The following is a 16,910-nucleotide window of genomic DNA, read 5'->3' as shown; positions in this document are numbered from 1 at the left end:
TCTGGGGGACTAGGGGTCGTGGGTTCGAATCCCGCCACTCCGACCATTTAAAGCCTGATATTCAAAGGCTTTTTCGCAGCGTCGAAAACCGGCGACGCTGGCCATAACGGAACAGAGGCGCAACAAACGGCGCGTTCCGTGCAGAAAGTCCCCACGGAAGTCCCCACGCTCGTTCTTGGGTTGTTCAAGGTGCAAAAAAAAAGGCTATCCGTTTTATGGTGTGGAATCGCCGTCTAGAGCTACGCCAAAAAATCGGCGCACGGCGCGGCTCTCCATAAGCGCACCGACGATGACGATGACAGGGCCGGGAATGTCGCGCTCTCCAGCTTTCCAGCGCCGTACGGTGCGATCAGCATTCGCGCCTGTGATGCCGACTAAATGCGCAAATCCCCCGTCCGTCAGACCGAGGGATTTGATTGCTGATTTGAGATCATCGGGGGTCATTGACATGCTCGATGCCTGGACTATCCTAATCGCCATCCCCCCGCATTTGCGGGGATAGCCCCGTATTTGCTCAGTCACGGGCTGATGCTGAGGCAGTTTCCCCACATTGTGGGGATAGAGGGGAGGCTCAAGCCTCCCTTCTCGCGTTGGTCAGTCATGCCAGTCGAGCTTCTTCATGGAAGCGCGGAAGAGTTCATCCTTTGACATATCCGACCGATAAACGGATTTCACCGCTTCGTTGATCTTTTTCCGAAGCTCCGCCCCGCTCGGGAAAGGCGTTTTCTTTCCGAAATTCGTGGCGACTTCGTAGCAGTCCTGCGCGACAGCCGTGGTGATGCTGGTCATCGTCGTCTCCAATTCTGGCGGGCACCACTGCCCTTTCGACATGATCAATATAGGGCCATTGGCCCTATGTGTCAAGCGGTCATTCCACACTTAAAAACGGATAGCCAACAAAAAAACCCGGCGCCGAAGCGCCAGGCTCAAGTTTCCCCGCCTGCGCCTTTGCGTGCGGCGCAGACCTCTCGACGGGCCGAAGCCCGAAGCTCTATTTTTCGGCGATGCGGTCGATTCGCTCGCCCAATTTGGACACCGAAGCCTCGACGCGCGTGCCCAGGCCGTCGATCCGGTCGGAAAGCCGGCTCTCCATCGCCGACAGTTCCATGCGCGGAACGAACTTTTCCGCAGCCGCCAATTTAAATGCCGCAAGATCGGTCGCGATAGCTTCGGCGTGCCGCTTGGCTTCTTCAGCTTTTTCCTTGGCGGCGTCGGCCGCGGCGTCCTTCCGCCCTCTCACATGCAAAACGCCACCGAGGGTGACGAACAGCGCGCCGATCCCGGCAAATGAATTGAGGTCGGAAAGCGACCACCCCCCGGTTCCGTCCGGCATATCCATTCCTTTGCCGAGACTAACGCCCGGTCTCTCGCTTGGTAGGAAAATCCAGGGCGCGCAGCCCTGGCGCGTCACGGGCATATCGCTTTGATCTGCCGTCGCACGAGCCTGTAGTCGCGGATCATGGCGCGCACGTCGGACGACAGCCCGGGATAGGCGTCAGCTACGGCGTTAAGCTGCGCGCGGCTGTACGTTTTGAGTTGCGGACACATCGGCTTGACGCGCTCCAGATCGCAGCCGGCGAGCGCCAAACTAGAAAGAGCCGTCGCGCAGATCAGAAATCGTTTGCTCATCGGATTGCCCTTGAACTGCGATTGCTTCAATTTTCCGCGCGGCGGCAGCTTCCGCCTTGGCGTCTTCCGCCTTGACCTCATCGCGCCCGGACTGGCGCGCGGATGCCTGCCCGAGCTTGATGGCAAAGCCGGCGATCACGACGACCGCCAGCAGCCCAGCCAAGACGTAGGCGAATGTCACTTCGTCACCACAGCCGCGCCGACGGCGTCAGCCGACACTGTCTCAGGGACGATCCCAGACGCCGCCAGCTTGGAAAGGATCAGCGGGCGCAGATTGTCGCCAGCCCATTTGGACACGCGCGGCGCAGAAGCCACGGCGAATTGCTCGGCGGCAGCCAGGACCTCATTGGTGGTTTCCAGCGTCAGGGTCTTGCCGGCGACCGCGCCCTCGACCGCGCCGAGCCCATAGTTCACAGCCTTTGCAATCAGGTCGTCAGTCAAGAACACCTTGACATAAGCCGGCGCCCATTTGGCAATGACGAAAGACAGCACCGCGACAGCAAGAGAGCCGACAGAGACGATGATTTCCTTGAGCCAATCGCCCCACGGGATGACGACAGCGGTAACCGCGTCGGCGGCGTTGGCCGGAATCCAGGCGAACAGGATGATCGCGACAGCGAGGGCCGCCGCTTCGAGATAGCGTTTCATTTGGGTTTTCCTTCAGGGAGCCGGGCGGCGAAGGATGAATGCGCGCACCGCCCGGCAAGCCCCGCGCGCAACTCGGGATTCGGTTGAATTTTATGGATTGATCGCCTATGTCTTAGGCGTGCGGCGGCGGGGATGGACCCGTTATGCGCGACCAGACCTACAGCTAGTGATCGCCTTGGTACGTTTGCCTGTAGGAGCCGGTATCAAGCCCGGCCCGCACATCTTCACTTTACGCCGGCCATTTTCAGCGCCAGCGCAAGGCAAGCGGTCTCTCTGCGTGACCAGCCTTTGCCGAAGGTGGCCCAAGTGCGCAGACGCCGCCAGAAGCCCATGCGAAGGCCATGCAGCGCCTTGATGCGCTCGGTGGGCTTGAGAGCCGCAGTCTTCGCCAGCCAAGGCAGAACCCGCCCAGGCCCCATGTTGACGGCGATATCGAACGCGAGCGCGTCAACGCCAGCCGGCAGCGCATCGGCTCCGATCTTGTCCCAATAGCCCTTGCGGTAGATCGCCTCGAAATGAGCCATCGGCGCGTTGCGGAGTTGCGTGGCGGTCGCGCCAGGGTGATAAAGCCGATAGGTCGTGAGAGTGACGCCGCACATCGTGGCGTGGCCTGGATCGGCCGGATGGTTCGACCAGCCGCCCTCATAAGCCAACGTGAAGGCGAGCGCCGTTTTGAAATTGTCTTTTGCCATAGGGAAGACTTTCACAGATCATGCTCATCGGCGGGACGGCACCCGTTGACCGATTTCAGGTGAAGCGATGGGCGTTCCGTCAGCCATTGCGTGACGCGCATCCATCCGGCGCCCATCATGCAATGCACGGAATTGTCTGCTTCGACGGGAAGCCTCTCGCGCCGGCATTGCTCCTGCGCATTGCAGACCGTCGCCAGCACCACCCACCGCTGTTGCGGCGGCGTGTATTCCTCGGCGCGGGCGTTGAGCCATTGCGCAAGGAGAAGGAGCACGACGAGAATGGCGCCGGCGCAGATGTCGCGAAGCATGGTCAGCCCCAAGCGATCACGTTCGGGTCAGCCGGTTTCCCAATGGCGCAAGTGACCGGGAAAGGCAGTTGCCACGGCGCAGGGGAGAACGGTGACGGGTCAGACCAGATCGGCGGCCGAGGCGGATAATATGGAGCCGGGAGCACAGGAGCCGCAGGCAGGTGCGGAGCCGGCTTGCTCGCAACCCTCTCGCATTCGGAACACTGGCGCACATCAGGCGCCCAACACCGGCCGCAGCCGGGACATTTCCAGCCCATCATTTTCAAAGCCTCGTTATGGTGACAGCCCCAACGCCGGGCAGTCCGATGGCGCAGGCGGCGGCTCGCGAAAGATCGAGCGCCCGCCCACGCGCGAAGGGGCCTCGGTCGTTTACGCGCACCACGACGCAGCCTGACCGGCAGACGCGAAGCCGCGTGCCAAATGGAAGCGTTTTGTGCGCAGCGGTCAGAGCGTTCGCGTTAAACCGCTCTCCGGAGGCCGTGTAGCGGCTCAGGCGCTCGCCCTTGCCTCCACCATAGAACGACGCCACAACGGCGCTGCCGCCCCCTACAGCCTCGCCACATGGCCTCTGTAGCCGATGCTGATCTTGACGCGCGACCCTGACCTTTTTGTTGGCCTCAGGAAAAACCTGCCCAGCCGGCGCATGAGGCGAGAAAGCATCGTCCCAATATCCTCCTGCGTTGGCGGAAATCGGCGCGCAAAGGATCGCGCCCGCGAGTAGCGTGCGTTTCAACAAATTGGATTCCTTGGATTAGTGGCTTAGAGAGACGCCGCCAGCGTGAATAGCGCGTCGATCTCGGCCGATGTCTTACCCATACTCACGGCAAGCAGGCTTACAAACGGATTCAGGCGCTCGAAATCACGGCTCCCAACGACCGCCATTTGCGCGGCGAAGCGCTGGTCTTCAGGCAACGTATTGATCGCCGCCGCAATGCTCGCCGGGACCACCACGCCGGCGACGGCACTGAGCGCTTCGTCCGGCGTGATTAGGCCGGATAGCGCCGCAGCCTGGAAGAACTGCCGGCGCGACACAGTGGCGAGCGCCGCAGCCTGCGCGGCGTCGTAAGCGTCAGCCTTCGCCTTCACCGCGTCATAATCGGCGGTCTTTTCCTTGAGCGCGGCAAGCTCAACAGTCGCCGCGTCGTAGTCGTCAGCCTTCGCCTTCAAATTGGCGTAGTCGGTCGCCAGCGTGGCGAATGCGGCCCCGAGCACGCCGCCGACCGCGTCAACGGCCAACGGACGCGGCAGGCCGGGGACGCCCTGCTCATTCCAATCAATCTGATGAGCGCCGACAAGAGAGCCGTCCACCGCGCCACGGATGAGAATTTCATAGATTGCCACTTGTGATCTCCGTTAAGCCGCGACGGGCGAACAGTCAGAACAGCGCCGCCATGATCCGTTAGAATAGAAAACCGGGACACCCGACCCGGCGCCCGGCCCCTCTCCGTCCTTGCGCCCGTCAATGGCGTAGGCGTTCGCACGTTCGACGCCGGCAGGGAGAGTTGCGACAGTGAAAGGCGCGTCAAAATTGGGAGACGCGAACGACCAAGACCCAACAGCGGAAATCGGCCGAACAGCAGCGCCGGCCCCTGTGGCTTGCGTGCCGACGATGCAGGTGTTCGCCGTAGTCTTCCAGTCGATTGCAAACCACTCTTGGGCGCCGCCGCTGGTCCATGTGTTGTAAACGCGATCAGCCTGCGCGTTCGTGCCGTTGCGCTGGGCGATGATGCCAGCGGCGTCTAGATAAAGTCTTCCGTTTCCTGCGCCGTTAAAGTCTAAATACCCAGCAAATGAAAATTTAGCTCCGTCGCTTCCAAAAAGCGTAGCGCCTCCTTGGCCAACAACACTACCGCTGTCACCTGATCCTAATACAAGATAAGAACCGGATGTACCGGCGCGCATCGTTGGGTTGTTGTAACTTCCAGCCCTCCCATTAATCTGCCCGGCCGGAGTTATACTTAAAACAGACGACCCGTCTCTCTGAAAATCAGCCAGCTTTGACCCAGCCGCACTATTCGTATTGGTGACGTTGACCAGCAACGCGCCGGGGAAAGCGACGCCAGACGCATTCCACGTTCCGGTGATTTCTAGCCCGGAACCGCTCGACGTGAGCGTGCCAAAAGAGACAGATGCCGGGAGCGTCAGTCCCGGCGCGCTCAGAACGCCAGAGCCATCAATCGAAAGCCCAGAGCCGACCTTGACGCCGCCAAGCGTGGAAGCGCCCGCTATGGGCAGAGTGTAAGCCGTCGAAGCACCGGCCCAATCAAGGTTCCCCGTGAACGGGTTGAATTGCCAGCCCATCTCTTACGCCTTCGTGATCGAGGTCAGGTTGTTCGAGCCATCATAGGCGAGGGTCAGCGTGGCTACGGTCGTTCCGCTCGCGCCCCCTGTTTTGTAGGTGACGGTCGTCACGTTGCCGCCGGTGTAGCCAAGGCCGATATAGTCGTGGACAGGGATGGACATGCCGGCAATCGCCGCCTTGAGGTCGTCTTGTTTGGCGCTTGTGGCCGCCCCAGTCGGGAGGGGGAGAGTCGCCGCGCTGATTGGCTGCGTCGCCTGCCAAAACGTGCCGGTGACGGCAACGGACTCACTGACGGATACCGAGGGCGTCCCAGAAATTGTGACGCCGCCGATGACGTTGGAGCCAGTCGCGAGCGCCGGGAGCGACGCCAGCGAAACAGGTTGCGTCGCCTGCCAGAATGTGCCGCTCACAGGGATTGCGGACGATGCGCTAATCGCCTGCGTCGCCGACCAGTTGGTGACATGCGCCAACGCGCCGCCATCGCCATTAAGCGAGGGCTGGTTTGCCGCCGTCGCCGCGCCAGCAGGCAGAGGGAGAGATGACGCGGACACCGCCTGCGTAGCCGGCCAATTCGACACGGCCACCGACCACGAGCCGCTTTGCAAAACGGGGATCGCCGGCTGGTCGGATGCGATGGCAACGGAAATCGCATTTGCCCCGGCCTGATACCCGAGAGGCGGCGTTTGACCCGTCTTTGTCGCGCCGGCGCCGTCCGTGAATTGATATGACTGCGGAGCAGTAGCCATAGGGAACCTCTCAGAAAATCATTGCAGCGGCGGCTGCGGCGTTGATCGGGTGGAATTGAAGCCACGGCTCGGAGGGGGTCGGAGGCCCGGCAGGGACCAGCGCCCACGGATCAGCGACCACCGAAGCCGTAGCCTCGAAAAGCCCAGCGTTGAGCGTCACTGTGGCGCTAAAGAGCCCGACGTTAAGTCTTGCCGTCGCTACCCCTGGAGGAGGATCGCCGACTGGCTCAAGCCGCGCCGTGATTGGGACATGAGCGCCGGCCGGGCGGCGAAGGAGGTGTATCGTCGTCATTGTGGCGCCGGGCGCACGTAGAGCCGCCCCAGCAACACATTGCGGGTGTGGCCGTCAGCAGTCGCCTTGCACACGATGGAGTAGTTCTCACCCGCGGCGAGCGGCGTCAGCGTCTGCGCCGAGGCCGCAATCAACAGCGTGTCGCTGACTGACGAGCCCTCGCTTTGCACGATCTGCAATTCGCCCGTTGATGTCCCGAGCGTCAACGGCGTGTGCGCCGCAGACGACAGCGTGAGCGAGAATGCGATGCCTGAAAGATCACACGGCGCCGCTCCATTCGTGTAGGAAAACGCGGCGATCCAATCTTCAGCCGGCCCTACCGCGTCAGAGATTTGGTAGGGCCAGAGGTCCAGAATGTTTGTCATCAGGTCACCCGGCGCGCGAAGTCGAACAAGCGCACGAAAGCGCGCCGACGATGAGGCGTTTCAGCATTTCAAAATCTGGCCTTTTGGGTGGAGCGTTTCAGCGAGCGCGCACGCAAAACCGCGAGCGGCTGAAGCAGGCCTGTCCCGTCCGAACCGGAACCACATCGGTCGTCATGTTGGGCAGCGCGCCGACGATCATCTGAGCGATCGCCCTCTGATCCCCGAGAGGGAGCGATTCGACCAGAGAGACCAGCCACGAATCGCTGGTAAAACCAAGCGGAACTTCGCCGCCGCCAGCGCGGGTCAAAAACCCGCTCCCGTCAAAAACGACTTGGCCGCCCCCCACTGGGACAACGCCGTCAACGATTTCCGGGATCGCGGCAAAAAGCAGCTGTGAGACTAGCGCGCAATCAGCCGGGGATAGCGCGGCGAACTGCGCGGGGAGACCCTCTGGCGTCACCCGCGCCGCAGCCGCCCGCACCGCTTCCAGTATCGCCGTTTGCGACACAGGCAGCGCAACAGGCGAAAATTCCCCCAGCACTTCGACTGTGTCGCCAAGCGCCAATGTCGAGGGGCTGAGATCGCCGCCCCTGGACGTGACGCCGCGCGTAAAGCCAAGACCGCCCGCGAACGGCGCTTTCTTTGAGCCGTCCTGTAGCTCGATCCGGCAATCATATCTCAGCGCGACCGGCATCATCGCCATCTGCGCCGCCGGCGCAGAAAACACACAGAAGCCGGTTTGCGGATCGAATTCGACTTTCCCATCTTCTGAGCTGTCGCTGGCCCATCCATATTCGACGGCTTGCGACGCCGCCGAAATGCGCGCGTGCATCCTGATCACGCTGGCGGGAATATCGTATGCGATCGCGATCTGGCTAAAATCGCGCGTGAAAATGAAGTCCTCATTCGTTCGCGCGCGCAGGTTAAGGGTTTGTGTTCTCATCGCGCCGACCCCTCACTGCACATGCCAGGCGGACCCATCGGACAGAAAGGTGCGCCCCACGCCGGCCGCCAGGGTTGTGGGCGAGCCGGAGATGCTGTTGCCGTCGCTGTCCTTGACCGTCATCGACGTGACCCCGCCATCAGACGACAGTCTGAAAATCTGACCGTTTGCTCCGGTCAGCGGCGGGATCAGCACCGTGAAAGCCGGGATGAGTGTCGTGTTGATGAGTGTCGCATTGTCTCGTCCCGCAGACACGACGGCCGTGTTGTCCTCAGTGTGGTTGATCGGGTCGATCCATGCGGCTCCGCCGTGATGGAGAGCCCCGTTGACGACGATCTTGCCCGCGTTGTCCCCGTCCTCTGTCGAGAGAGTGATTGTTTTCGGACTGCCCTCGATGCCGCCAATCGACACGCTGTCCGTGTCGCCACGCATTTGCAGCGCTGTCGTGCGCTTCGTGCTCGTGTGATAGTTCAGCGCGGCAATCTGGTCCGAATTGGAGATCTGGCCTTTCCAGCCAAACGCCAGCGACGAGCCCTCGCTGAGAGGGCCGAAACCGCCGATTGTGTTGATCACCCGATTGTCATGCACTTGGGATTTGGTCGGAATTTTCCCGAGAAATCCGTAAGCGACTGTCCGCGTCTCCTGATTGTCAATGCAAGTATTGTTGCGAATGATCCAGCGTTCCGCAGTCGTTCCCGGCGCAAATTGAAAGCAGACGCCGGACGCGCCGCCTGGCCCAGGGTTGAAAATCTTGTTGTTTTCGATGGTGAGCGCGTTCGCTCCAAGGGCAATCTTGATCGCCGGTGACGTGGACGCCCCACCATATGAGAACGACGAGTTACCGGAAATGTCCGAGCGCTCAATCGCAGACAAGGCAATGTCGCCAAGAGAAAGATTCTGTGTCCCGTTCCCAACCAGCACGTTGTCTTTAATTTTGATGTTGTAATGGTTCCGCGTCTGATCGGTGCGCGTTCCGACCGATACTTCCAGGCCGACGCGCCCGTTGCCGCGCAGAATGTTGTTGGCGATCACAAGGTCATGACTCAGCGTTTGCGTATCGTTGTCGTTATAGACGCCGATACCAGAAACAAAGCCGCCTTCGATGACAGAATCAGTAATGCCGGAGTTCCAGACGCCTTTATAAAAAACAAAGCTCCCGTCGTTGTCGATGTTGCTGATTTTCAGACGCGAGGCCCAACAATTGTTTGAGCCCGCCGCAAACTCGGCCGAATTTGTCGAGTCCCGCATCGTGACGTCTGTAACAGAGCAGCCGGAAACGCCGACGAGATTAAGCGGCCACATGCGGGCTCCCTGGATCGTCACGCCGCGAATTTGAACATTCGAGGCAGTCGGCCCCGAGCTGATGCCCCCGGCCGCGCCGTTGGCCCCGGTTGTGTTGTTGCGGTTGCCGTCGATCACGCCAGATCCGTCGATCACCACATTACTGGCGCCGCTGCCGATCTGGATCACGGTTTGAACGATCCCGTCCGGCGCCTTCAGCGTTCCGTCAACGGTCAGATGCGAATTGGATGGCAGCGTGAGAAGGTCCGCGCGACAAGTGACGCTGGCAGGAATCAGCACGCGAGCATTACCAGCCGCTGCTGTGATGATCGCCCGCAGCGCTGTGCGGTCGTCAGCCGCCCCATTGCACACTGGGGCGGGCAGCGCGCCATAGCCGCGCAGCACGTTGACCGTCGCCGTCATCGCCGACAGATCTCCCGTCGCGCTGGCGGTGCCGCCTTGCCCTGTCGAGAGCGGCATGGTGAGCCCGTTGATCGACGTGATGTCGGAATTCGCGCCACGGCTGGCCGCGCCAAGATTGCTGCGAGCGGCGGACGCCGCCTCAGCCCCTGTTCCCCCGTCACCGACGCCCAATATGCGTTTTGTGCCGGGCGCCGCAAGCGCCGGCGCCGCGCAGAGCAGCGCGATCAGCAAAAGTGTGATTTTCATGATGGCCTCAGTTACGTCGCGTCACAGAACGCCGGCGACGGCGTCGAGAATTGCGCGCCCGCCCAATGACGGGTTGAGCGTGGAGCCGCCTTCGCTGTGCTCATTCCACGAATAGACCAGACCAGTTTGTGCTGGGCATTCTGTGGGATGATCGCGTAGAAATTGCAGCATTCGCCCAACATGCGCAGCGATTTCAGAAGGCGTTCCAGCGACGACATAATCCAGCCAGCCCCGCCATGCGGTTTGCGGGCCGCCTGCGGCGTTGGGCCGCTCCACCATTGGACGATGGTCCCAGCCAGTCATTGCAGTCGGGATGCTCGCCTGTCCGGAATCGGCGCGCGTTTGCCATGTCTGCTCGACAAGCGCCACAAGGCCAGAATACGGTTGCTCGGCGATGGGGCTGGAATTCGTCGCGTAGAAACCCAGTGCATCCGCCCCGGTCGCGGCGAGCACGCCGTCAATCGGCACAGGATGGGACACCAGAACGATATATGGGTTCCCAACTCCTGCGGTACCGCACGCCGCCCTGAAAGCCGTGATGTCTGCCGCTAGATCGACCACGGCGTAACTGTCTGCGAGCAAGCACACGAGAGGACGCCCGCTGATCACCCGCTGATAATTGCTCTGCGCGAGGCGGCTCATGACGTCCGCCATTGATGATTGAATTTCCAAGTGAAAATTCGTGTACGACGACCACAGATGACACCAATTCATCTGATTTTTGATCGACGATGTTTGGTGGAATCTCCATGCGTTTTGGATCGCTCTGGTCGTGCCGTACCAATCATACGCCCAGTAATCTAGACCGGCGCCATGCGCGGCAGTGATCTCCGCGTCGATAGCCGATTGCGACACGCACGAATCCAGCGAAATCGTATGATCATTGATCACCGTAGCGCAGGCTGGAGCGCGAGATTGATACCGCTGCGGGCTGAGATTGGACTGCGCTTGCGGCGCGTTGAGCGAAGCTGGCCCGGCGTACCATGCATCCCATCGGATCGCCCCCACCGTGACCCCAGGATGCGCCGCCGAGGCGGGGAGCGGCAGCATCGTGGCGGCGGCGGCGGCGGCGATGGAGGATTTCAAGACTTCACGGCGATCAAGCTTGATCATGGAACCCTCGTGGCGCGCAGCGAGCCGTATCCAGTGACAGCCCCGGTGTGGCCGGCTTGGCCCACCAGATTGTATTCTTTGGGCGCAGTGAGATTCACGCGCAGAGGGCCGACCGGCAGCGAGTCAAAACTCACCCCGTTGCCCGTCCATTGCCAGCGCGCGTTGTTGTAGTTGCCGCGATCGGGGCGTCCGAGCACCGTTCGGTCCGGTCCGTCAGGCGTGTCTATCGTGACGGTAGCCGAGCATATCTCGTAAACGATCGGCGTCGCGTTGGCTGGCAGAAACCCACAATCCCCGGAAATATCCCAATTTCCTGCCGTCAGCGTGATCGACATGATGGTGGTCGGGGTATTGTTCGTGAGCGAGACACCGGCGGGCGCTTCCTTATACGTCGAAATCAACTCGCCGATATTGCCGGCGCTTGGATTAGCTCCGGTGGCCGTGCCCATCGCAACCAGCGGTTTGCTCAGCGTCGCTTGAATTTTCGACACCCGAAACACGCGTTCTTCATCGATCATCATGTCGATCTTGCCATAGTCGCCGACTGCGGCCAGCGCCGTGCTCCCAGTCGATCCGTAAATCGCAATATTGTCGGGCCGAGCCCCGGGCCTGATGCGCGTGACCACTGTGATGGCGTCGCCGGGGTCCTCCACGCGCAGCATTTCGCCATGCCCATTCCCGAACGTATGTTGGCCAGAACCGATAGCGGCGTAATTGCATCGTACCGACGTGCTCACCGCCGACCAACACAGCCATGTTGCGCCGTGACCGAGCTGCCCGTTCTGCATCACCGCAAACTCAACAGGTGTCACACCGCCAAGCGTGTGCTGTTTCCCGACGCCCTCCGACCCATCTGGGGCTGAAAGCGTCGCATTCCCGGAGCTATCGACGGAATGCGTCCCGACGCCCAAATTACGGCGAGCGTCCGCCGCAGTCGCGGCGTTGGTTCCGCCGTCCTGAATTTGTAGTTTTGGGTTTATGCCAGGGTCAGCCGCAAGCGCAGGGACAGCGCACAATACGAGCACAAACGCTCCATGAATGCATTTCGACATCACGGCACTCCGGGCGTTAACTGGATCGTCGCGGTTTCCAGCGTGTTGGTGTCGGTCGCTGTTGCGACGCCAATCTTCACGGAGATCGTCGTGGCTGTCGCCGTATTGACCGCGCTGTAGTATGGGATGCCGGCAGACGCGCCGATGACGCCGCCGCCGCTGACGGCGCTCACCTGCACAGTCTCAGACCCGGCATTCGCCACACCAAAGAGGTACGACGCGCCGCGTGTTGTCGTGGTTGAATTCGACCCGAGTTGAGACGCGCCAAGGTATAGCGATGTGCTTTTTGCCCCAGCGCTATTGTTGTTTGACAGGGTTGCGGGCACATATACAGCCCCGTTTGGGCCGATTAGACCAGCAGGCACCGTCATGCTGTATGCAGTGAGCGCTCCCGTCGTCTGGGTGTAAGCGCCCGTCCCTGTGGTCGCAAAAGCGGCCTTGCTCGCAGGGATCGCCGGCGTCCCGCTCGTATAGGCGTTGTTGTAAACCGTCGCCGCCGTGGTCGATGAAAATTCGGCGTAATACCAACCCGCCGCGACGCCTGACGCGATGGCGTTCGCGGGCAAATAGACGTAGGCGGCGGGGTATGGGCTGGCGACGGCAGTGATTCCGCTCAGCGCCCCATTGGCGCCCATCGTCCCGGAGGACGGGATAACGAATGGGACGCGGCTTTGACCGATGACGCGCACAGCGCCAGGGGTGAAGTCCGACAGGCTGTCAGCGCGGGCCGGCGCTTGAGGCAAGCCAGACACGATCAGGAGCGCCGCAACGGCGTAGAAAACGGCGCGGCGCATCAGTACGTCTCCAGCGCGTCGGCCGCCTGCCCGGCGGACCCGGAAATGCCGTATATCGCCGCCGACGTCTCGACGGTTCTGGCGCGCCCCGGGGGGATGCGCGCGCCCGTCGACGTCGTCACGTCGGGATTGCCGACGTAGATATCAGTGGCGCCCCAATTTGCGATCGTGACCGCCCGCCGAGATGTACGGGCTGCGACGATCTGCGATGCGGTGACCCCGATTGTCCTTTGGGCGGTGGCAATGCTCTGCCCACTCGACTGGCTCACAGGTATCACGCCGATGGTCGCTGACGCCGCGCCCTGTCCCGGCAGCACCCACCATTGGTTTTTGGCGGTGAGCACTGGCGAGATGTTGCCCCCGGAGACATAGACGACTCCAGCCGCGCCGGCTGGAGCGGTCGCGCTATCGGAGAGCCACACACCGCTGGTTGAAAATGCTTGCACTTGAACCGGTTCAGTTCCGGACCCGACGCGAGTCCACCCGACCACATCCCCTCGGCCCGAGACAATCGGCGTATCGGCGAACGCAGATGACGCGCAGATGAGCGCCAACGCGCCCGCGAGAAGCGTTCGTTTCAACATTGCAAAATGTCCTATGATGTCAGAGCGTAGCGGCGAACCGGAACAGGTCGTCAACGTCGCCCGCGTCATGGCCGAGAGCCGCCGCCATGAGGTTCATCAGCGGGTTCGCGCGCTCAAACGTCTCAGCGCCAATCGCGAGCATCCGCGCTCCAAATTGGTCTCCTGCCGGGAGTTTTCCAATTTCGGCCAGGACAGCAGCAGGCAGCGCCTGACGCGCGACAGCGGCTTCGGCTTCGGCTTCCGTCAGGAACCCCGCCAAAGCAACGGCATGAAAGAATTGGCGGCGGCTTACCGATTGAGGCACGGGCGCGGGGGGCGCCGGCGGCGTGCGCCCAGCAAGCACTTCGGCGATGATCGGCGCAACGACCGCGTCCACAGCGTCTGTGGTGGTGAGGATGCCGGAGGTCGGCGCCTCGAATGTCACGGTAGAGACCGTGGCGCCAGCCTCCGGAGCCGCGACCTTCTCTTCTGACGCGATATGGTGCGTGAGCGCGAAGGAAAGCCCCGCGTCCGGCCCGCGCATGGCCAAAGGAATCGCAGCCATCACTTTATCCAACTGCGCAAGAGTGAGTGTATAATCCGCCATGTCCCTGCCTCAGATGCCGACGCGAAAGCCGGAAAAAAAGTTGATGGAATTGTTGCCCATCGCCTGCGTTGATCCTGCATCATGGTAATATTTTGCGTAAACGGTATCGCCGGCAGAAACGCGGATCACACCAGAACAGCAATTTGGATCGAGGTTCGCGATAGGCGTGCCCGATACCGAGAGCGCTTGATTGGCGATGGCGGCGCTGTTCTGGAAAATGAGAATTCGCTCGTTGTTGGATGCGCCGTTTGTGTTGGCGCCGGCCGTGAAAATCCAATCTCCGGCGTCGCCAGCTGCGGCGTTGAAATTTCCGGCTGATTGATCGACGCTGCCGCTAATCCCCGAGATGGTCATGCTCGGCCAGCCCGTCAAATTTGTCAGTATGCCCGAGGGGATGTCAGCCGGAGCCCCGAACATTCGGAACCCACATGACCCCGCCGCCAGGCCATTGCCCGCGACCAGCAGCCATGAAGCGCCGTCACATTCGAAATCCATGACGGTGCCCGGCCGCGAGACCATTGTCACGCCGGTCCAAGTCGTGTTGACGATTTGGCCAGCGCTGGTGGTCAGATTCCAGTTCGCGCTTGAGCCATTGATCCACCGAAACCGGGCGCCGCCAGATGACGCCGGGGTGGGCAAATGGAACGTTTGCCCGGTCGCGCTGCCTGTGGCCTGAATGGTTCCGCTGTAATCGTCGCTGTCGAGCGTATCGTTCGATGTGATAGCCCTGCCGGTCACCATCAGGCCACCCTGCAGAGTCAGCAACCCCGTCACTATGCCGCCGGACTTTTTCAGGCGCGCGCCAAACAGCTGCCGCAACTGCGTCAGATCGGCATCGTTTGGCGTCAGCCCGTCAAGGAGGATCGCATTGACGATCTCGCGCTGCACCACCTCGAAGCCGCGCGCCGTCGGGATTGACCCGGCGAGACCGACGGCGGCGTTACCCTGGACATAGGAAGCTTCCAGATCGGTCGATCCAAGCGGCGGAACGTATTTCATGAGGCTGCCCCAGAGTAATCGAAAAAGACGTAAGTTTCGACGTTGGCGCGATTGCGGATGCGGCGTTCGAGCGCGGTCGCGTACGGGATCGACGTCAGCGCCTGCGCGCCGTCGAAGCTCATCACGCCGTCAAAGGCGAGATAGGTGGCCTGGATATCGAGCAGCTTGACCGTCCAGAACTGCGTCGGATCGACGCAAAAATTGGTCAGGCCGGTCACGCTGTCGAAGCTCATCACGCCGTCGCACGAAAACAGGCGCACATCGGAAAGCATCGCCAACCGGGTCGCGCCATCGAACGGCGTTCCGTCGAAGGCGAAGAACCCGTTTTCGGTCACCTCGACGCGATAGCCGAGCTGGTCCGCCACACAGATGAAATAGCCCGGCGAGGCGCCGCCGGCGTCGGCGTAGGCCTGCCGCACCGCGCGTAACCGGGCGGCGTCGTCAAGCGTGGCGTAGATCGCCTCCTCGCCCGCCTCGGGCAGTCCAAGCTCGGTCTCCCAATCGGCCAGCGCATCCGTGACCAGCGACGGGAACGCCTGCGAAAACACCGTGAACAACCGCGTCCACATGTCGGCGGCGAAATCGGCGATGGCGAGCCACACGCCGCGCAGCACCGTCTCAGGCTCGAAATTCTCGTCTGTCGACCAGGCCGCCCCGCGCGGCGTGAAGTGCAGGATCTGCGGCAGCAGGGTCTCGTCCGTCGGCGCGCTCTCAACGTCCACGATCGAGGGCGGCCGCGCCGAAATCAGCGGGCAGATCGCCGCGTCCTGCGGCGTCCTGATGTCGAGCATCAGACGTAGCTCGGCGCTTGATAGGCGGGGATGCGCCCCGGCGTGTAATAAGTGATGTCGCCCGCCGGCGCGACGCGGGTGAAAGTCAGCAGCCCCGGCGTGCGCCCGATCGCCTCGTCGATCCAGTCCACCGGCAAAACAAAACTGCTGTTCGGCGTCGCCGGCGCGACATGGGCGCCATCGACGGGATTGTAGGAGGTGAACAGCGCCTGCAGCTCCAGCGCGATCCCCGCGCGAATTGCGGGCGTATCGGGAATAACGCGGGTCAGAGTGACCGGCACGGGCGCGGGCGTGACGCCAACGACGGTCGGGCGCGCCGTCACCGGCCGCTGGTTCGGATTGCCGAGCGCCGCTCGCATCGCCGCGACATCGGCGCCGGACGGGGCCCCAAGCGCGCGATCGGACCGGGCGAAGGCGATCCACACCTGCCGCGTCGAATTCGAGAAGGAATCCACCCAGGCCCAGGCCACGCCGGCCGACGACGCCCGCGCCCATTTCTGCCAATCCGACACGGACCCCCCGTTCGGCGGCTTGCGCTTTTTCTCCAGAATGCGCGCGCGCCAGGCCTCTTTGCCCTCGGCGTCCGCGCCGCCGCCCAGGCCGCCGGCGCCCACAATCGCCACAGCCCCCAGCTGCGGGGTGTCATCGGGATAGACCAGCGCCAGCTCGGTCGCGGCCGCCGTATTCCCCGCGGCCCCGGCGACGTTTGCCACGAGCGGCAACACCACGCTGGCGCCGGACGCCGTCACTTCGGAAGCGGTCGAAAACAGTGCGCCATCGGGGCGCTGGAATTGCACGCCGCGCGGGATGACCAGCCCGGACACCGCGTCACAGGTCGCGGAGCCCGTGGCGGCGACGGCGGGGATAGCGGACACGCCCAGCTCATAACCATGCCTGCCGATGATGGCGACATCGGTCGCGCGCGAGACAAAAATCTGGTCCCACAACCAGGACATGCGTTGCTCGAACGCCTGCGCGACCGGCGCCAGCACCTTGCCGAGCACAGACCAGGTGTTAGGCCAAACAGACACGACGGCGCCGTCCACCGCCTTGGCGAACAAGCCGCGCGCCCACTGGCCCAGGGCGTCGAGTGTGCGAACCGTCAGAGGCATTTTA

The 16,910-nt window shown here is 62.3% G+C and carries 22 protein-coding genes and 1 pseudogene; all 23 read right to left on the bottom strand.

What is annotated here, in order from left to right; translation table 11 throughout:
- Positions 1-213: 213 nt before the first annotated feature.
- The 23 genes and pseudogenes from GJ654_RS18930 to GJ654_RS18820 all read right to left on the bottom strand — a co-directional run bounded on the left by GJ654_RS18930 (position 214) and on the right by GJ654_RS18820 (position 16,906).
- Positions 214-444: a helix-turn-helix domain-containing protein gene (locus tag GJ654_RS18930; RefSeq protein WP_155447742.1), complete on the bottom strand. Its 231-nt coding sequence runs from the start codon at positions 442-444 to the stop codon at positions 214-216.
- A 150-nt stretch (positions 445-594) separates the two neighbouring features.
- Positions 595-789 carry a hypothetical protein gene (locus tag GJ654_RS18925; protein ID WP_155447741.1) on the bottom strand — a complete coding sequence of 65 codons (195 nt, stop codon included), beginning with the start codon at positions 787-789 and terminating at the stop codon, positions 595-597.
- 202 nt (positions 790-991) lie between these two features.
- The gene (locus tag GJ654_RS18920) at positions 992-1,333 is read right to left on the bottom strand and encodes a hypothetical protein (protein ID WP_155447740.1); all 342 of its coding nucleotides are present in this window, start codon (positions 1,331-1,333) and stop codon (positions 992-994) included.
- Between the two features lie 74 nt (positions 1,334-1,407).
- Positions 1,408-1,659: a hypothetical protein gene (locus GJ654_RS21005; RefSeq protein WP_155447739.1), complete on the bottom strand. Its 252-nt coding sequence runs from the start codon at positions 1,657-1,659 to the stop codon at positions 1,408-1,410.
- Positions 1,589-1,810, bottom strand: coding sequence for a hypothetical protein (locus GJ654_RS18910; RefSeq protein WP_155447738.1), 222 nt, complete (start codon positions 1,808-1,810; stop codon positions 1,589-1,591). Before GJ654_RS18910 ends, GJ654_RS21005 begins: the two co-directional genes overlap by 71 nt.
- Complete coding sequence (locus GJ654_RS18905) at positions 1,807-2,277, bottom strand: hypothetical protein (RefSeq protein WP_155447737.1); 471 nt, start codon at positions 2,275-2,277, stop codon at positions 1,807-1,809. Before GJ654_RS18905 ends, GJ654_RS18910 begins: the two co-directional genes overlap by 4 nt.
- Positions 2,278-2,501: 224 nt before the next feature.
- Positions 2,502-2,969, bottom strand: a complete 468-nt coding sequence (locus GJ654_RS18900) for a glycoside hydrolase family 108 protein (RefSeq protein ID WP_155447736.1) — start codon at positions 2,967-2,969, stop codon at positions 2,502-2,504.
- Positions 2,970-2,980: 11 nt separating this feature from the next.
- Positions 2,981-3,277 carry a hypothetical protein gene (locus GJ654_RS18895; RefSeq protein WP_155447735.1) on the bottom strand — a complete coding sequence of 99 codons (297 nt, stop codon included), beginning with the start codon at positions 3,275-3,277 and terminating at the stop codon, positions 2,981-2,983.
- Between the two features lie 262 nt (positions 3,278-3,539).
- Positions 3,540-3,806: pseudogene (locus GJ654_RS21325) on the bottom strand (septal ring lytic transglycosylase RlpA family protein); the annotation flags it as partial.
- A gap of 230 nt (positions 3,807-4,036) precedes the next feature.
- On the bottom strand, positions 4,037-4,618 hold the full coding sequence (locus GJ654_RS18885; RefSeq protein ID WP_155447734.1) for a hypothetical protein: 582 nt from the start codon (positions 4,616-4,618) through the stop codon (positions 4,037-4,039).
- Positions 4,619-4,630: 12 nt separating this feature from the next.
- Positions 4,631-5,578, bottom strand: a complete 948-nt coding sequence (locus GJ654_RS18880) for a hypothetical protein (RefSeq protein ID WP_155447733.1) — start codon at positions 5,576-5,578, stop codon at positions 4,631-4,633.
- Positions 5,579-5,581: 3 nt separating this feature from the next.
- Positions 5,582-6,325, bottom strand: a complete 744-nt coding sequence (locus GJ654_RS18875; RefSeq protein WP_155447732.1) for a hypothetical protein — start codon at positions 6,323-6,325, stop codon at positions 5,582-5,584.
- Positions 6,326-6,613: 288 nt separating this feature from the next.
- The gene (locus tag GJ654_RS18870) at positions 6,614-6,982 is read right to left on the bottom strand and encodes a hypothetical protein (protein ID WP_155447731.1); all 369 of its coding nucleotides are present in this window, start codon (positions 6,980-6,982) and stop codon (positions 6,614-6,616) included.
- 97 nt (positions 6,983-7,079) lie between these two features.
- Positions 7,080-7,925, bottom strand: a complete 846-nt coding sequence (locus GJ654_RS18865) for a hypothetical protein (RefSeq protein WP_155447730.1) — start codon at positions 7,923-7,925, stop codon at positions 7,080-7,082.
- A gap of 12 nt (positions 7,926-7,937) precedes the next feature.
- On the bottom strand, positions 7,938-9,875 hold the full coding sequence (locus tag GJ654_RS18860; protein ID WP_155447729.1) for a hypothetical protein: 1,938 nt from the start codon (positions 9,873-9,875) through the stop codon (positions 7,938-7,940).
- 21 nt (positions 9,876-9,896) lie between these two features.
- Entirely contained in the window at positions 9,897-10,988 is a 1,092-nt protein-coding gene (locus GJ654_RS18855; RefSeq protein WP_155447728.1) for a hypothetical protein, read from the bottom strand.
- Entirely contained in the window at positions 10,985-12,040 is a 1,056-nt protein-coding gene (locus GJ654_RS18850) for a hypothetical protein (protein ID WP_155447727.1), read from the bottom strand. The genes GJ654_RS18855 and GJ654_RS18850 overlap by 4 nt, the downstream gene beginning before the upstream one ends.
- The gene (locus GJ654_RS18845) at positions 12,040-12,834 is read right to left on the bottom strand and encodes a hypothetical protein (RefSeq protein ID WP_155447726.1); all 795 of its coding nucleotides are present in this window, start codon (positions 12,832-12,834) and stop codon (positions 12,040-12,042) included. Before GJ654_RS18845 ends, GJ654_RS18850 begins: the two co-directional genes overlap by 1 nt.
- A complete protein-coding gene (locus GJ654_RS18840; RefSeq protein WP_155447725.1) occupies positions 12,834-13,418 on the bottom strand; it encodes a hypothetical protein in 585 nt (194 codons plus the stop codon). Before GJ654_RS18840 ends, GJ654_RS18845 begins: the two co-directional genes overlap by 1 nt.
- 19 nt (positions 13,419-13,437) lie before the next feature.
- Positions 13,438-14,004: a hypothetical protein gene (locus tag GJ654_RS18835; protein WP_155447724.1), complete on the bottom strand. Its 567-nt coding sequence runs from the start codon at positions 14,002-14,004 to the stop codon at positions 13,438-13,440.
- A 9-nt stretch (positions 14,005-14,013) separates the two neighbouring features.
- Complete coding sequence (locus tag GJ654_RS18830) at positions 14,014-15,003, bottom strand: hypothetical protein (RefSeq protein WP_155447723.1); 990 nt, start codon at positions 15,001-15,003, stop codon at positions 14,014-14,016.
- Positions 15,000-15,794, bottom strand: coding sequence for a putative phage tail protein (locus GJ654_RS18825; RefSeq protein WP_155447722.1), 795 nt, complete (start codon positions 15,792-15,794; stop codon positions 15,000-15,002). Before GJ654_RS18825 ends, GJ654_RS18830 begins: the two co-directional genes overlap by 4 nt.
- On the bottom strand, positions 15,794-16,906 hold the full coding sequence (locus tag GJ654_RS18820) for a baseplate J/gp47 family protein (RefSeq protein ID WP_155447721.1): 1,113 nt from the start codon (positions 16,904-16,906) through the stop codon (positions 15,794-15,796). The genes GJ654_RS18825 and GJ654_RS18820 overlap by 1 nt, the downstream gene beginning before the upstream one ends.
- Positions 16,907-16,910 lie beyond the last annotated feature (4 nt).

The sequence above is a fragment of the Rhodoblastus acidophilus genome (assembly GCF_009720655.1).
GTDB lineage: Bacteria > Pseudomonadota > Alphaproteobacteria > Rhizobiales > Beijerinckiaceae > Rhodoblastus > Rhodoblastus acidophilus_A.
The sequence above is the reverse complement of the archived record's forward strand: the minus strand, read 5'-3'. Positions and strand labels throughout refer to the sequence as shown.

Excerpts from the sequence above, each read along its gene's own strand:
- GJ654_RS18930 (WP_155447742.1), bottom strand. The coding sequence starts at position 444 with ATGACCCCCGATGATCTCAAATCAGCAATCAAATCCCTCGGTCTGACG.
- GJ654_RS18925 (WP_155447741.1), bottom strand. The coding sequence starts at position 789 with ATGACCAGCATCACCACGGCTGTCGCGCAGGACTGCTACGAAGTCGCC.
- GJ654_RS18920 (WP_155447740.1), bottom strand. The coding sequence starts at position 1,333 with ATGCCGGACGGAACCGGGGGGTGGTCGCTTTCCGACCTCAATTCATTT.
- GJ654_RS18905 (WP_155447737.1), bottom strand. The coding sequence starts at position 2,277 with ATGAAACGCTATCTCGAAGCGGCGGCCCTCGCTGTCGCGATCATCCTG.
- GJ654_RS18900 (WP_155447736.1), bottom strand. The coding sequence starts at position 2,969 with ATGGCAAAAGACAATTTCAAAACGGCGCTCGCCTTCACGTTGGCTTAT.
- GJ654_RS18895 (WP_155447735.1), bottom strand. The coding sequence starts at position 3,277 with ATGCTTCGCGACATCTGCGCCGGCGCCATTCTCGTCGTGCTCCTTCTC.
- GJ654_RS18880 (WP_155447733.1), bottom strand. The coding sequence starts at position 5,578 with ATGGGCTGGCAATTCAACCCGTTCACGGGGAACCTTGATTGGGCCGGT.
- GJ654_RS18875 (WP_155447732.1), bottom strand. The coding sequence starts at position 6,325 with ATGGCTACTGCTCCGCAGTCATATCAATTCACGGACGGCGCCGGCGCG.
- GJ654_RS18870 (WP_155447731.1), bottom strand. The coding sequence starts at position 6,982 with ATGACAAACATTCTGGACCTCTGGCCCTACCAAATCTCTGACGCGGTA.
- GJ654_RS18865 (WP_155447730.1), bottom strand. The coding sequence starts at position 7,925 with ATGAGAACACAAACCCTTAACCTGCGCGCGCGAACGAATGAGGACTTC.
- GJ654_RS18860 (WP_155447729.1), bottom strand. The coding sequence starts at position 9,875 with ATGAAAATCACACTTTTGCTGATCGCGCTGCTCTGCGCGGCGCCGGCG.
- GJ654_RS18855 (WP_155447728.1), bottom strand. The coding sequence starts at position 10,988 with ATGATCAAGCTTGATCGCCGTGAAGTCTTGAAATCCTCCATCGCCGCC.
- GJ654_RS18850 (WP_155447727.1), bottom strand. The coding sequence starts at position 12,040 with ATGTCGAAATGCATTCATGGAGCGTTTGTGCTCGTATTGTGCGCTGTC.
- GJ654_RS18845 (WP_155447726.1), bottom strand. The coding sequence starts at position 12,834 with ATGCGCCGCGCCGTTTTCTACGCCGTTGCGGCGCTCCTGATCGTGTCT.
- GJ654_RS18840 (WP_155447725.1), bottom strand. The coding sequence starts at position 13,418 with ATGTTGAAACGAACGCTTCTCGCGGGCGCGTTGGCGCTCATCTGCGCG.
- GJ654_RS18835 (WP_155447724.1), bottom strand. The coding sequence starts at position 14,004 with ATGGCGGATTATACACTCACTCTTGCGCAGTTGGATAAAGTGATGGCT.
- GJ654_RS18830 (WP_155447723.1), bottom strand. The coding sequence starts at position 15,003 with ATGAAATACGTTCCGCCGCTTGGATCGACCGATCTGGAAGCTTCCTAT.
- GJ654_RS18825 (WP_155447722.1), bottom strand. The coding sequence starts at position 15,794 with ATGCTCGACATCAGGACGCCGCAGGACGCGGCGATCTGCCCGCTGATT.
- GJ654_RS18820 (WP_155447721.1), bottom strand. The coding sequence starts at position 16,906 with ATGCCTCTGACGGTTCGCACACTCGACGCCCTGGGCCAGTGGGCGCGC.